Genomic DNA, 13806 nt, shown 5'->3' with positions numbered 1-13806 from the left:
CTGCGGGACGTGAATGCCATCCCGCAGCTGCCGCCCGAGAACGTCTTCGACTGGCTCGACACCGAGGCCGAGAAGCGCGCGGAAGCGGGTTTGGTGCGGCGGCTGCGGGCCCGGCCCGCGCAGGCGGACGAGCTCGACCTCGCCGGCAACGACTACCTCGGCCTGGCCCGCGACAAGCGCGTCGTCGGCGCCGCCGCGGCCGCCGCCATGCGCTGGGGCGCGGGAGCCACGGGCTCGCGGCTCGTCACGGGGTCGACCGAGCTGCACGCCGAGCTGGAGCTCGAGCTGGCGCGCTTCTGCGGCGCCCAGGCGGCGCTGGTGTTCTCCTCGGGCTTCGCCGCGAACCTCGGCGCGGTGACGGCGCTGTCCGGCGCCGAGTCGGCGATCGTGACCGACAAGTACATCCACGCGTCGCTCATCGAAGGCTGCCGCTTGTCGCGCGCCGACGTGGCGGCCGTGGCCCACGCGACGCCGTCGGCGATCCAGCACGCGCTGTCCACGCGCCGCAAGCCGCGCGCCCTCGTGGTCACGGACTCGGTGTTCTCCGTCGACGGCGACCTCGCCCCGCTGGGCGAGCTCGCGGAAATCTGCCGCGGCGCGGGTGCCGCCCTGCTCATCGACGACGCCCACGGCTTCGGCGTCCTCGGCGAAGGCGGCCGAGGCGCCGTCCACGCGGCCGGTCTGTCCGCCTCGCCGGACGTCGTCACCACCCTGACGCTGTCCAAGTCCCTCGGCGCCCAGGGCGGCGCCGTCGTCGGCCCGCGGCGCGTGATCAAGCACCTCGTGGACACGGCGCGGAGCTTCATCTTCGACACCGCCCTCGCGCCCGCCAGCGTCGCCGCCGCGCTGACGGCGCTGAACGCGCTGAAGGCCGATCCTTCGCTGCCCACGAAGGTCACCGACAACGCCGGCACCATCGCCATGCAGCTCAAGGCGGCCGGCCTGCACGCCAGCGTCCCGGACGCCGCGGTGATCTCGGTGCAGGCCCCGTCCGCCGAGGCCGCCGTCACGTGGGCCGAGTCCTGCGCCGACCAGGGCATCCGCGTCGGCTGCTTCCGCCCGCCGTCCGTCCCGGACGGCATTTCGCGCCTGCGCCTCACCGCCCGAGCCGACCTCACCGAGGCAGACGTGGACCGTGCCGTGAAGGTCATCACCGCGACGGCACCGCGAGGGGCGGCTTCTTAGGAACCGGCGGGGTCCTTCGCGACACGGCGCATGGTGATGTGCGGGATGCCGTCGTCGAGGAACTCGTCGCCTTCGGCCACAAAGCCGAAGCGGGCGTAGAGGGCCCGGGCGTACGTCTGCGCGTCCAAGACGAACTCGCCTGAAGAGCCGGCCAGCGCGGCCTCCATCAGCGACGCCGCGAGGCCACGACCGCGGGCTGAAGCAGCCGTGACGACGCGGCCGATGCGGGAGACACCATCCGGGTCGGCGAGGACGCGCAGGTACGCCGTGACCTCGCCGGCGGAGTCCGTGAACCACAGGTGCCGCGTCGTCGGGAGCAGGTCACGCCCGTCGACGTCGCCGTAAGCGCATTCCTGCTCGACGACGAACACGTCGGCGCGCAGGCGGAGGATGGCGTAGAGCTGGGCGGCGGTGAGTCCGGGGCCGGTCGCGTGGTGCGGGGTCGTCACGACCCCTGCTTAACACAGCTCAGCCGAGGACCCGCGGCGGGGACTGCACAGCTCAGCCCAGGATCCGCGCCTGCGACTGCGCCGCGATGTCGTCGGCGTACGTCGACACGCGGGTGTACACGCCGGGCTTGCCGGCCTTCGCGCAACCGTCGCCGAAGGAGACGATGCCGATGAGGGTGTCGCCGACCACGAGGGGACCACCGGAGTCACCCTGGCAGGCGTCGATGCCGCCATCCGGGTAGCCGGCGCAGACCATGCTCGACGGGTCGTACGTGTCGTAGGCCGTCTTGCACGTGGAGTCGCTGACGAGCGGCACGACGGCGCTGCGCAGGTAGTCGGAGCGGTCGCCGCCGTCGGCGACGCGGCCCCAGCCGAGGACGGTGGCCTGCGTGCCCGTGTCGTAGGCCGCGCGGTCGCTGGCGGACGCCACCCTCGCCGGCCGGTAGGGCAGCTGGCCCCGCACGCTCAGCACCGCGACGTCGGCGCCCTTCGTCGGGTCGGAGAAGTCCGGATCGACCCACTCGCGCGACACGGTGAGCACCACGCCGTCGCTCGTGCGCTTGTCCTGGCGGCCCGCGACGACGCGAACATCGGTGCGGGGCAAGGCTTTCGCGCAGTGCGCGGCTGTCGCGACCGCGGTGGAGCTCACGATCACGGCGCCGCAGAACTGGTTCCCGTTCTGGTCGGCGAGGTACACCGCGTACGGGTGGTCGGACAGCGTGGCCTCGTCTCCGCCGACGATCCGCGGCTGCGCGCCGGAGGGCGGCGTGGGCGCGTCCTGTGCCGACGCCGTGCTGACCGCGATCGGCACCGTCACCGCGGTCACGAGCAGGGCCCCGGCCGCGAGAAGGAGCGGACGGCGGAACTTGGCGGGCATGGGATTCCCCTTCGGCAGAGCATTTCGACCAAAACATTCGGCAAGAGCATGGACATTCGGCAAGAGCGAGCAGCGGGATCGCGGCGCGTGAACGAGCAGCCGCGATTACCCTAAACGGAGCAGGCCCGAAATGGTGTCACTGGAACGGGTGGACTCAGCGCTCACGGAGCGCGTTTGATTGGCTGGTTCCATGCGACGGAGAGCGACGGCCGCGGCCGGCACCCTGATCACGTTCCTGCTGGTCGGCTGCAGCACGCCGGCCTCGACCGCGCCCTCGGTCCCGCCCGGAACGCCGTCACCGAGCGCGACGAGCCGGACGAGCGCGGCACTCCCGACAACCCGGACAGCGACGAGCACTCCGCCTGTCACCTGGCAGGTGGGTGCACGCCCGCTCCCCCGCCGTTCCGACGGCTTCGGCGAGATCCTCCCGACTCCACCCGAACTGGTGAATCGCGCCCTGCCGACGCGCGACTTCCTGCCGCCGCCGGCTGGCACCACCTACACGTCGAAGATCGTCCCCGTCCCCGCCGACGTGCTCGCCCGCAGCACCTGGCAGCCCGGGTGCCCGGTGAAGTCGACGGACCTGCGCTACGTCACGCTCTCCTTCTGGGGCTTCGACGGCCGCGCCCACACCGGCGAGCTGCTCGTGAACCGCACCGGCGCGCAGGCCGTCGTCACCGCGTTCGGCAAGCTCTTCGCGCAGCGGTTCCCCCTCGAAGAAATGCGCGTGACCAGGCCCGAGGAGCTCGACGCGCCGCCCACCGGCGACGGCAACGACACGAGCGCCTTCGTCTGCCGGCCCGTCCGCGGCGAGACGAATTGGTCCGCCCACGCGTACGGGCTGGCCGTGGACGTGAACCCGTTCTGCAACCCGTACACGAAGGGACCGCTGGTACTGCCGGAGCTGGCGTCGGCGTACCTGGACCGCTCGCGCGTGCGGCCGGGCATGGTCGTCGCGGGCGGACCGGTCGTGCACGACTTCGCCGCCGTCGGCTGGAGCTGGGGTGGCGCGTGGACCTCGCCGGTCGACCGGATGCACTTCACAGCCACAGGGCATTGACCGCGGGAACACCCTGTGCGGCCGCGCAGTTGACTAGGCTGGGGAACGCCTGTTCTACGGCTTTCGGAGGAAGACTGTGCCGCACTACGACCTGGTGATCGTCGGGACCGGATCGGGGAACTCGATCCTCGACTCGCGCTTCGCCGACCTGAAGACGGCGATCGTCGAGAAGGGGACGTTCGGCGGCACGTGCCTCAACGTGGGCTGCATCCCGACCAAGATGTTCGTCTACGCCGCAGACGTGGCCGCGACACCTTCGCACAGCTCCCGCTACGGCGTGGACGAGGAGCTCAAGGGCGTGCGCTGGCCCGAGATCCGCGACCGCGTCTTCGGGCGCATCGACCCGATCGCCGCGGGTGGCGCGGAGTACCGGAAGAACCACGAGGACAACAAGAACGTCGACGTCTACCAGGGCGAAGGCCGCTTCACCGGAATGAAGGAGCTGCGCGTCAGCTTCACCGACGGGCGGCCCGACGAGGTGCTCACGGCCGACCGCTTCGTGCTCGCCGCGGGCGGGCGCCCGGTCGTGCCGGACGTCCCGGGCCTCGAGGAGACCGGCTACCACACCTCCGACACGATCATGCGGCTCGACGCCCTGCCCCGCCGCATCACCATCCTCGGCGGCGGCTACATCGCGGCGGAGTTCGCGCACGTGTTCGCGTCGTTCGGCGTGGACGTGACCGTGGTCCTTCGCTCGGGCGCGATGCTGCGCGGCGAGGACGAGGACGTGAGCGCCCGCTTCACCGAGCTGGCCGCGGAACGCTTCGACCTGCGTCGTGACCGCAAGATCCTGCGCGCGCACCGCGAAGCCACGGGTGCGGTGCTGGAGCTCGAAGGCCCGCAGGGCGCCGAGACGCTGGAGAGCGACCTCATCCTGGTCGCCATCGGCCGTACGCCGAACTCCGACGTGCTCGACGTCGCGGCCACCGGCGTCACCACGAAGGCCAGCGGCCACGTGGCCGTGGACGACCACCAGGAGACGGTGGTGCCGGGCATCTACGCGCTCGGGGACATGTCGTCGCCGTACGAGCTGAAGCACGTCGCGAACCACGAAAGCCGTGTGGTGCAACACAACTTGCTGCACCCGGACGACCGCATCAAGGCCGACCACCGCTTCGTGCCGCACGCGATCTTCACCTCACCGCAGATCGCCTCGGTGGGCCTGACGGAACAGGACGCGCGCGCTCGCGGTGTGTCCTACGTCGTGTCCAAACAGGACTACGCCGGCATCGCCTACGGCTGGGCCATGGAGGACACGACGGGCTTCGCGAAGCTCCTCGCCGACCCCGCCACCGGCCAGCTGCTGGGCGCCCACATCATCGGCCCGCAGGCCTCGTCGGTCATCCAGCCGCTCATTCAGGCCATGAGCTTCGGCCTCGACGCCCACACCATGGCGCGCGGCCAGTACTGGATCCACCCGGCGATGCCGGAGCTGATCGAGAACGCGCTGCTGAACCTGCCGCTGGACTGAGAATCTCGAGACGCGAAAGGCCTCCCCGTTTCGACCGAGCGGGGAGGCCTTTCGCGTGTCGGGTCAGACGTAGCGCGGACGCCCCGCCAGGACGCCGAAGAACATCTGCGCGCACATCACCACGATGAGCACGATCAGCGACACCGACCAGCTGCCCGTCGCGTTGTGGAGGAGGCCGAAGACGAACGGGCCGACGGCCGCGAGCAGGTAGCCGTAGCCCTGGGCCATGCCGGACAGGCGCGCGGTGTCGGCGCCCGTGCGGGCGCGCAGGGCGATGACGGTGAGGGCGAGTGAGAAGACGCTCATGCCGATGCCGATGAGCACGCTCCACAGCAGCGGCGACGCGGCCGGCGCCACGAGCAGGCCGGCCATCCCGGCCAGGCCGCACAGGCCCATGCCGAGGATCCACCAGCTCTGGGTGCCCTGCCGCGCCGCGATGGGCGGGATCACGAGGCTGATCGGCACGGCGATCACGGAGATCAGGCCCAGCAGCAGGCCGGCGTCGCCCTTGCTGACGCCGGAGTCGATGAAAACCTGCGGGAGCCAGCCCATGACGACGTAGGCGATGAAGGACTGCAGGCCGAAGAAGATCGTGACGATCCAGGCGAGCGGGCTGCGCATGAGCGACCGTCCACCGCCGGTCGACGCGGTCGGCTTGGGTGCGCGGCCGGTGCCACGCACGGCGAAGAGCCAAACGGCCAGCGCGAGCGCGCCCAGCACGGCCCACGAGCCGAGCGACAGGCGCCAGCCGCCGAACGCCGTCTCCAGCGGTGGGCTCGCGGCGGACCCCGCGGCGCCGCCGCCTTGCAGCGCGGCCGTGTAGACGCCGGTCATCATGCCGACGCGCGCCGGGAAGGAGTCCTTGATCACCACGGGGATGAGGACGTTGATCAGCGCGATGCCGGCCGTCGCGACGAGGGTGCCGCCGAGGACCACGAGCTGACCGTCGACGACGCGCAGCACCAGCCCGGCCGTGAGCACCGCCAGCGCGAACCCGATCGCCGAGCCGATGCCGAACCGGCGCGAAAGCAGCGGCGCCGTGAGGCCCGCGCCGGCGAAACACAGGCCGGGCAACGTCGTCAGCACGCTCGCCCAGATCGCCGACGCGCCGAGGCTGCCGCGCATCTCCGCGAGCAACGGACCGACGCTCGTGATGGCCGGGCGCAGGTTCAGCGCCGTGAGCACCACGGCGACGGCGAGCAGCGCGCCACCCGCGATCACCCCGGGCCGGCGCACGCCGCCAGGCGTCTCTTCCTCGATGCCGCCTTCGAGTTCGAGCTCGAGGCGGTCGGAGTAAGAGGCGGGGCGTGGGGTGGGATCCCAGGAATCGACGGACACGTCCGCTACTATCGCATACATAGGATGATTGGATGAAGGGATTAATCCTGTGCCTCTCGCCACCACCCGGCGCGCGGGCCTGGTCGACCAGGTCATCGACCAGCTGCGCGACGCGATCGCACAGGGGGAATGGCCGGTCGGACAGCGCATCCCCACCGAGCCCGCGCTGGTCGCCCAGCTCGGCGTCGGGCGCAACACCGTGCGCGAGGCCGTCCGCGCGCTCGCGCACACCGGCATCCTCGAAGTCCGCCAGGGCGACGGCACGTACGTCCGCGCCACCAGCGAGGTCTCCGGCGCCCTGCGGCGGCTGTGCGGCACCGAGCTGCGCGAGGTCCTGCAGGTCCGCCGCACCCTGGAGGTCGAAGGCGCGCGCCTGGCCGCCACCGCCCGCACCGACACCGAGGTCGCGAGTCTGCGCGTGCTGCTGCAACAGCGCGACACCGACCAGCTCGACGGCCGCGTCGACGACTTCGCCCGCACCGACGCGGAGTTCCACCTCGAAATCGTCCGATGTGGACACAACGGCCTGCTGTTCGAGCTCTACCGCGGCCTGATGGAGGCGATCACCGCCAGTGTCGCGTCCACCTACGACCACCCGGACCACGCCGAGATCGCCCAGCACCGCGCCATCGTCGACGCCATCGAAGCCCGCGACCCGGCCCGCGCGGCCCAGGCGGCCGGCGACTTCCTCGACGAAATCCTGGCGCGGGCCGAGGAAAGCGGACAAACGGCGGACTAGGGACTCCTCGACACCGCTCCCCCGATGTCACCGCCGCGTCACCGCTGGTTCACGGCCCGGCCGAGGGGCCTCCCCCACCCGCGGGACTCTTGAACGTGAAAGTGACTCACATAAGTTGCGGACTTGTCCGGACCACGCGAAAGTCTGATCACCATCCCGTCGGACGGAGAGGTCAGGCCCGTGCGCCGTTCGCCCCTTGTCGTGTTGCTCGTGGTCGCCGGGCTGGTCGCCGGTGCCGCCGCCGCGGCCGCCAGCACTCCGTCGTTCCGCAAGTACGTCGCCCTCGGCGACTCGTACACCGCCGGGCCGCTGATCCCGTGGCAGCAGGCCAGCTGGTGCTTCCGTTCGAACAACAACTACCCGTCCTGGCTCGCGACGCGGCTGGGGATCTACGACACGGACGGCGCGTTCACCGACGTCAGCTGCTCGTCGGCCGACACGTCGAACATGACGCAGCCGCAGGTCACGCCGTCGCCGAGCATTCCGCTGTCCACACAGCAGCCGCAGTTCGACGCGCTGCACGCCGACACCGACCTGGTCACCATCGGCATCGGCGGCAACGACGACAGCGTCTTCGGCGACCTGACCGGCACCTGCCCGACGCTGCGCGCCGACGACCCGACCGGCGCGCCCTGCCAGGCGCACTACACCGTGAACGGCGTGGACACCATGGCCGCCGCGGTGCAGGCGACCGGCCGCAACGTCGCGAAGGTCGTGCAAGGCGTGAAGGACCGCGCGCCAACCGCGACGATCGTGCTCGTCGGCTACCCGCGCCTGCTGCCGCCCACGGGCACGTGCCCGAGCGTGATCCCGTTCGCCGACGGCGACTACGCGTGGGCGGACAGCATCGAGCAGCAGCTCAACGCCGCCATCGAAGGAGCCGCGCGCAGCGAAGGCGTGCACTTCGTCGACACTTACGGCCCCAGCCTCGGCCACGACGCGTGCGCCCGCGGCAAAGCGTGGGTCAACGGCCAGAGCACGAATCTCTTCGAAGCCGTGGCCTACCACCCGTTCCGTGCCGGGATGGAGGCCGAAGCGAAGCTGATCGCCCAGTCGCTCGGGGTGCCCGCGAAGAGCACCAAGACACCGGCTCCGCGCAGCAAGGCCGACCCCGCTCAGCTGGCCCGGACCGCGCACCTCACGGGAGCGTGAGGATCTCCGCGCCGTCGGCCGTGACCACGAGGGTGTGCTCGAACTGGGCCGTCCACTTCTTGTCCTTCGTGGTCACGGTCCAGTTGTCGTCCCACACGTCGTAGTCGATGGTGCCGAGGGTGATCATCGGCTCGATCGTGAAGGTCATGCCCTCTTCGATCAGCGTGTGGACCGAGGGCTCCTCGTAGTGCAGCACCGTCGGCGCGGTGTGGAACGCCGGGCCGACGCCGTGGCCGGTGAAGTCGCGGACCACGCCGTAGTCGAAGCGCTTCGCGTACGCCTCGATCACGCGGCCGATCACGTTCAGCTGCCGCCCGGGGCGCACCGCCTTGATCGCGCGCGCCGTGGCTTCGCGCGTGCGCTCGACGAGCAGCTTCGCCTCCTCGGAGACGTCGCCCGCGAGGAAGGTGGCGTTGCAGTCGCCGTGGACGCTGCCGATGAAGGCGGTGACGTCGATGTTGCAGATGTCGCCGTCCTCGATCAGGGTCGAGTCGGGGATGCCGTGGCAGATCACCTCGTTGAGCGAGGTGCAGCACGACTTCGGGAAGGCGCGGTAGCCCAGCGTCGACGGGTAGGCGTGGTGGTCGAGCAGGAACTCGTGCACGACCTTGTCGATGTCGTCGGTGGTCGCGCCGGGCTTGACGGCCTTGCCGCCCTCCTCGAGCGCCTGCGCGGCGATCCTCGACGCCACGCGCATCGCCTCGATCACCTCGGGCGTGCGCACGCCGTTGCCGGTGTCCCGCTTCGGCGCCGGCCGGTCGACGTACTCGGGGCGGGCGATGTCTGCGGGAACGGCGCGGCGCGGAGTCTGGACGCCGGGCTTCAACGGGGCACGAACGGACATGCCCTCCAGACTACGACGTCACTTCGCGGCCACGCCCGCGAGGAACCGGTGAGCGGCGTCGACGGCCGGTTTCGAGGAGCCGGCGTCGGTGAGCAGCACCGCGAACGCCAGGTCGCCCTGGTAGCCGACGAACCAGCCGTGGGAGTGCGTGCCGTCGCCGAACTGGGCCGTGCCGGTCTTCCCGCGCACGTCGGGCAGGTCGCGCAGGGCGGTGGCCGTGCCGGTGGTGACGACGTCGCGCATCATCGAGCGCACGGCGTCGAGCACGTCCGGCCGCGGCGCCGGGCCGAGACCGCTCACCCTGGCGGGCCGGCCGCGCACCAGCGACGGCGAGGGGACCTTTCCCGACTGCACGGCCGCGGCGGCGAGCGCCATCCCGAAGGGGCTCGTGACCACGGTTCCCTGCCCGAAGCCGTTCTCCGCGCGCTGCACCACGGAATCAGCCTGCGGCGCGGACCCCGTGACGGTCGTGAGGCCGGGGATCACGAAGTCGGCGCCGATGCCGAGCGAGCGCGCGGCGTCGGTGAGCGCCGTCGGCGAAAGGTCGGCCGAAAGCTGGGCGAACGTCGTGTTGCACGACTGCGCGAACGCCTTCGCCAGCGGCACCGTGCCCAGGTCGAACCGGCCTTCGTTGGGCACCACGCGGCCGGCGAACGTCACCGTGCCCGGGCAGGCGACGGGTGAGTCGACCTTCACGCGGCCGGCCGTGAGCGCGGCCGTCGCGGTGACGATCTTGAACGTCGACCCCGGCGGGAAGCGGCCGGTGAGCGCGAGCGGTCCCTGCTCGTCCGCGGGCTCGTTCTGGGCGACGGCCAGCAGCTGCCCCGTCGACGGCTGCAGCGCCACGATCGCGGCGGCGGTCTTCACTGGCGCAAGGGCCTTCTCAGCGGCCGTCTGGATGTGGGTGCTGAGCGTGCTCGTGACGGCCGGCGAGTCCTTGTGCGGCACGGCGTAGAGCTCGCTGGCCTCGCTGCCGGTGACGTCGAGCGAGACGATCCGCCAGCCCGCGCCGCCCGCGGCCTGCTGCTCGACCATCGCGCGCAGTGCGGGCAGGATCTGGCGGCCGGTGTCGCGATCGTCGGGCAGAAGGCGTTCCTGGCTCGTGAAGCGGACGCCAGGCAGGTCGTAGATGGTGGGCTTGACCTGCTCGTAGTCGGTGTCGCGCAAGGAAAGCACGGGGTAGGCGGCGCCGGGTTTGGTGGCCTTGATGCCATCGAGCACGGAGCGGCCGGTCACCGTCGGCTCGAAGCGGTGCAGCGCCGAGCCGAGCTTGCTGGCGACGGCTGTGGTGTTGCCCGTCTTCGCCGGGTCCACGACGACGCCGATCACGGTCTGCGGGCGCAGCAGGGGGAAGCCGTCGCGGTCGAGGACCGGCGCGGGCTCGGCCGGATCGGCCACGATCGCGATGCTCTGCGACGGCGCCAGCTGCGGGTGCACGACGGTGGGCTGCCAGTGCACCTGCCAGCTGTCCTCGGCCGAGCGCAGCTGCGCGTCGGAGGTGTAGCTCCAGGTGCGGCCCTTCGGGAGGTGCCAGGTGAGGCGGTAGCCGCCGGTGGCGTTGTCGCCCGACTGCTTCACGGTCTCGTCGCTCGCCTCGATCGACTCGGGCTTGAGCGCGGCGCGGACCTGGGTGAGCAGGGTCTTCGCGGCGTCGGGCGAGTCGGTGCGCGCGGCGGCCGCGGCGACGTCACCAGAGCTGACGGCGGTGAGGAAGGCGGCGAGCGTGTCTTCCGGGCCGTCGGACGAGAACAGACCGCAGCCGGCGAGCGGCAGGACGGTCACGACGGCGGCGGTCAGGGCCGCTGCGCGGTGTCGACGGTGCGGGTGCCGACCAGGTGCCATGCGTCGGATCGAACCAGCCCGGCAGGCAGGTCCCGGGCCGAAACGCCGACCCGGAAGGGCGAATCGGGTTCAGAACAGGACGGTCGCGTACTGGCCGACCTGCTGGAACCCGATCCGGCGGTACGCGGCGAGCGCGGGTGAGTTGAACGCGTTCACGTAGAGGCTCGCGGTGCGGCCGAGGCCGTGCACGAGCCGGTTGACGACCGCGGCCGTGCCCGCGGTGCCGAGGCCGCCGCTGCGGCGCGCCGGGTGCACCCACACGCCCTGGATCTGGCCGACGCCGGCCGACATCGCGCCGATCTCGGCCTTGAACACGACCTCGCCGTCTTCGAACCGGGCGAACGCCCGTCCGGTGGCGATCAGCTCGCTCACGCGCGCGCGGTAGCTGGCGCCGCCGTCGCCACTGCGCGGATCGACGCCCACCTCCTCGATGAACATCGCGACGGCCGCGGGCAGGTAGCGATCCAGCTCGTCCGGCCGCACCGCGCGCACGTGCGGGTCGGCTTTGACGTGCGGGCTGCCGTCGAGCGCCATCAGCGGCTGGTCACCCCGCACTTCGCGCGCGGGCCCCCACTCGCTCGAAAGCTCGTCCCACAACCCCAGCACCTGCTCGGCAGGCCCGACGAGCGACGAGCACGTGCGCTGCCTGCGCAACGCCCGGTCCGCGAACGACCGCAACGCCGACGCGTTGCCGCGCAACGGAATCAGGTTCGGGCCGGCAAAACACAAGCCCTGGAACCGCGTGGACCGCCCCGAGCGGCCGTCGGCGGCCCAGAGCTCGCCACCGAGCCGCCAAGGGTCGAGGCCCGCGGCCTCGACCCTGGCGCTGACCATGCAGCTGCTCACCGGGTCGGCGGCCAGCGCGGCGCGCACCGCTGGGTAGTCCCGATCGTCGAGCAGCCGTGCACCTGCAAGCCGCAACACAGTGTCCAGAGTGCCAGATGACGCGGATGAACGGAACGCAAGCCCACCGACACGCTCAGATGAACGGCACAATCGGACACATGCAGCGCTACACGTACAAGGTCGTCGAACTCCGCGAGAAGCTCATGGGCGGCAAAATGTCGGGTGACAAGCTCGAACGCCTGCTGAACGACCACGCCCGCGACGGCTGGCAACTGAAGGCGATCACCTCGGCGGACGTGAAGGGCCGTGTCGGTCCGGGAGGGGTTGACGGGCTCTTGGTGACCTTCGAACGACCAGTCCAGTAGCCGGTCGCGACGCGCCGGCGGCAGGCGATCGAGGCTCCGGGCCGAGCGGGCAAACCCCGCGCTCACGCTCCCCGGTAGGTGCCGATCGTCCAGCTGTTGCCCTCCGGGTCGCGCAGGCTGAAGGTGTGCGAGCCGTAGTCGGTGTCGTGCAGGTCGAGGGTGATGTCGCCGCCGGCGGCGCGCACGCGGGCGTGGATGGCGTCCACGTGGTCGGAGACGACGTAGACCGCGCCGGTGCCCGGTTTCATGGCGTCGTGGACGTCGTCGGCGGGGCCGCCGGTGCTGCCGAGCATCACCGCGCCGCCTTCGGGCCAGCGGAGCTCGGCGTGGGCGATGGCGCGCTCGGCGCCGCCGGGGACCACCAGCGTTTCCTCGAAGCCGAGGACGTCGACGAGGAAGCGCACGGCCGCGGGGGCGTCGTCGTAACGGAGGGCGGGCCAGACTGTCGGTTGAGGTGTCATGCCCCCGAGTCTGGTTCCGGGGGCACCGAGTCGTCTTGGAGGAACGGGAGCTCCTCGGCGATCCACGTCCGCGGCGAGCACCCCGCCAACGCCCGCCACTCGTTCGACAGGTGCGCCTGGTCGTAGTAGCCGGCCTCGACAGCCACCGAGGCCAGGTCCGGCGAACCCGCCCGCAACAGACGACCGGCGCGTTCGAAGCGCAACACCCGCGCCACCTGCTTCGGAGCCAGGCCGACCTCCGCGCGGAAGCGCTCACCGAAATGCCGCCGGCTCCAGCCGACCGAAGAAGCCAGGTCCGTCACCCGCACACCGCCCGAACGCACCCGCAGAAGCCGCCAAGCCTCCCCCAGCTCAGGAGCCGGAGGGGGCGCCGAAGCAGCCGAAGAAGCCAGGACCTCGTCCAGCACGGCAAACCGGGAAGGCCAATCCGCAGCCTCGAAAAGACGCGAAGGCAACAGCGCCCACGGCCGGCCGAACTCGGCGAGGTCCACGACCCGCCCGCTCAGCTCAGCCGCCGTCACGCCGAGCAGGGAACGCACACCCAGCGGGTCCAGCTCGATGTGCAGGCCGCGCTGCACCCGGTCCTGCGTGATGAGCGCCGGCGAGGTGTGCAGCCCGCCGACCAGGGCCTGCAGGGTGCCCTCGCCGGGCAGGCCGGCGAAGCGGATCGGCTGTTCCAGGCTGATGATCAGCGTCACGTGCCGGGACGGCAGGCCGCGATGAACCGACAACGTGACGTCGTTCTGGGCGTAGCCGACGTAGCGCGTGACCAGCGGCCGCAGCACCGGGTGCGGCAAGCGGGTGGCCCAGCTGTGACTCACCTGACCAGCGTAGGCCGCGAAGCACCGGTTTCTGCTACCACGGACAGCGGGGGCCACCGGAGAAAGGACGCGGGAGTGACGATCCAGGAGCAGGCCCAGCAGCTCGAACTGCTGGCCGACTCGGTGCCCACCGGCATCGCCCTCGCGACGAAGGGCGAGCTGGAGGACCTGCAGTCGCAGGTGCTCGGGCTACTCGGCGAGACGTCCACCGCCACGTCCATCCAGGGCGCGATCCAGCTGGCCAGCCAGCAGATCGACGAGGTCGCCGCGGCCCTGGAGAACGTGCGCATGCAGATCAAGGACGCCGCCCAGCACCACCTGCAGGGCTGAAAAAACCGGCCCCGCGACAAAGGCGG

15 protein-coding genes are annotated in these 13806 nt (G+C 71.4%); 7 read left to right on the top strand and 8 right to left on the bottom strand.

All coding sequences use genetic code 11. The features are described 5' to 3' along the window. The first annotated feature begins 9 nt into the window (after window positions 1–9). Window positions 10–1185 (top strand): 8-amino-7-oxononanoate synthase, encoded by a 1176-nt coding sequence (locus tag ABZU76_RS24450; protein WP_354873400.1) that lies wholly within the window; start codon window positions 10–12, stop codon window positions 1183–1185. On the opposite strand, the gene ABZU76_RS24445 is transcribed toward ABZU76_RS24450, so the two are convergent. After that, a complete protein-coding gene (locus tag ABZU76_RS24445; RefSeq protein ID WP_354873398.1) occupies window positions 1182–1634 on the bottom strand; it encodes a GNAT family N-acetyltransferase in 453 nt (150 codons plus the stop codon). The two genes, ABZU76_RS24450 and ABZU76_RS24445, sit on opposite strands and share 4 nt — an antisense overlap. A 52-nt stretch (window positions 1635–1686) precedes the next feature. Then, complete coding sequence (locus ABZU76_RS24440; RefSeq protein WP_354873396.1) at window positions 1687–2511, bottom strand: serine protease; 825 nt, start codon at window positions 2509–2511, stop codon at window positions 1687–1689. A gap of 190 nt (window positions 2512–2701) precedes the next feature. On the opposite strand from ABZU76_RS24440, the gene ABZU76_RS24435 reads away from it, so the two are divergent. Both ABZU76_RS24435 and ABZU76_RS24430 read left to right on the top strand, forming a co-directional pair. Beyond that, window positions 2702–3571, top strand: coding sequence for a M15 family metallopeptidase (locus ABZU76_RS24435; RefSeq protein ID WP_354873394.1), 870 nt, complete (start codon window positions 2702–2704; stop codon window positions 3569–3571). A 76-nt stretch (window positions 3572–3647) separates the two neighbouring features. After that, the gene (locus ABZU76_RS24430) at window positions 3648–5042 is read left to right on the top strand and encodes a mycothione reductase (RefSeq protein ID WP_354873392.1); all 1395 of its coding nucleotides are present in this window, start codon (window positions 3648–3650) and stop codon (window positions 5040–5042) included. 63 nt (window positions 5043–5105) lie between these two features. Here the strand turns inward: ABZU76_RS24430 and ABZU76_RS24425 are convergent, their stop codons facing one another. Further along, window positions 5106–6380 carry an MFS transporter gene (locus tag ABZU76_RS24425; protein WP_354873390.1) on the bottom strand — a complete coding sequence of 425 codons (1275 nt, stop codon included), beginning with the start codon at window positions 6378–6380 and terminating at the stop codon, window positions 5106–5108. 49 nt (window positions 6381–6429) lie between these two features. Here ABZU76_RS24425 and ABZU76_RS24420 point away from each other — a divergent pair, with 49 nt between their 5' ends. Then, window positions 6430–7119, top strand: a complete 690-nt coding sequence (locus tag ABZU76_RS24420; protein WP_354873388.1) for a FadR/GntR family transcriptional regulator — start codon at window positions 6430–6432, stop codon at window positions 7117–7119. A gap of 180 nt (window positions 7120–7299) precedes the next feature. Then, window positions 7300–8271 carry an SGNH/GDSL hydrolase family protein gene (locus ABZU76_RS24415; protein ID WP_354873386.1) on the top strand — a complete coding sequence of 324 codons (972 nt, stop codon included), beginning with the start codon at window positions 7300–7302 and terminating at the stop codon, window positions 8269–8271. On the opposite strand, the gene map is transcribed toward ABZU76_RS24415, so the two are convergent. The 3 genes from map to ABZU76_RS24400 all read right to left on the bottom strand — a co-directional run bounded on the left by map (window position 8258) and on the right by ABZU76_RS24400 (window position 11881). Beyond that, the gene (gene map / locus ABZU76_RS24410; RefSeq protein ID WP_354873384.1) at window positions 8258–9115 is read right to left on the bottom strand and encodes a type I methionyl aminopeptidase; all 858 of its coding nucleotides are present in this window, start codon (window positions 9113–9115) and stop codon (window positions 8258–8260) included. The two genes, ABZU76_RS24415 and map, sit on opposite strands and share 14 nt — an antisense overlap. A gap of 18 nt (window positions 9116–9133) precedes the next feature. After that, on the bottom strand, window positions 9134–10957 hold the full coding sequence (locus tag ABZU76_RS24405; protein ID WP_354873382.1) for a penicillin-binding transpeptidase domain-containing protein: 1824 nt from the start codon (window positions 10955–10957) through the stop codon (window positions 9134–9136). A 69-nt stretch (window positions 10958–11026) separates the two neighbouring features. Then, window positions 11027–11881, bottom strand: coding sequence for a GNAT family N-acetyltransferase (locus ABZU76_RS24400; RefSeq protein WP_354873380.1), 855 nt, complete (start codon window positions 11879–11881; stop codon window positions 11027–11029). Between the two features lie 80 nt (window positions 11882–11961). On the opposite strand from ABZU76_RS24400, the gene ABZU76_RS24395 reads away from it, so the two are divergent. Beyond that, entirely contained in the window at window positions 11962–12168 is a 207-nt protein-coding gene (locus tag ABZU76_RS24395; RefSeq protein ID WP_354873378.1) for a DUF4177 domain-containing protein, read from the top strand. Window positions 12169–12230: 62 nt separating this feature from the next. Here ABZU76_RS24395 and ABZU76_RS24390 read toward each other — a convergent pair whose 3' ends face one another. Both ABZU76_RS24390 and ABZU76_RS24385 read right to left on the bottom strand, forming a co-directional pair. Next, window positions 12231–12629, bottom strand: a complete 399-nt coding sequence (locus ABZU76_RS24390; protein ID WP_354873376.1) for a VOC family protein — start codon at window positions 12627–12629, stop codon at window positions 12231–12233. Further along, window positions 12626–13450 (bottom strand): AraC family transcriptional regulator, encoded by an 825-nt coding sequence (locus ABZU76_RS24385; RefSeq protein ID WP_354873374.1) that lies wholly within the window; start codon window positions 13448–13450, stop codon window positions 12626–12628. Before ABZU76_RS24385 ends, ABZU76_RS24390 begins: the two co-directional genes overlap by 4 nt. A 75-nt stretch (window positions 13451–13525) precedes the next feature. Here ABZU76_RS24385 and ABZU76_RS24380 point away from each other — a divergent pair, with 75 nt between their 5' ends. Continuing rightward, window positions 13526–13780 carry a hypothetical protein gene (locus tag ABZU76_RS24380; protein WP_220237842.1) on the top strand — a complete coding sequence of 85 codons (255 nt, stop codon included), beginning with the start codon at window positions 13526–13528 and terminating at the stop codon, window positions 13778–13780. Window positions 13781–13806 lie beyond the last annotated feature (26 nt).

Source organism: Amycolatopsis sp. NPDC005232 (assembly GCF_040607795.1).
Taxonomy (GTDB): Bacteria; Actinomycetota; Actinomycetes; order Mycobacteriales; family Pseudonocardiaceae; genus Amycolatopsis.
The sequence above is the reverse complement of the archived record's forward strand: the minus strand, read 5'-3'. Positions and strand labels throughout refer to the sequence as shown.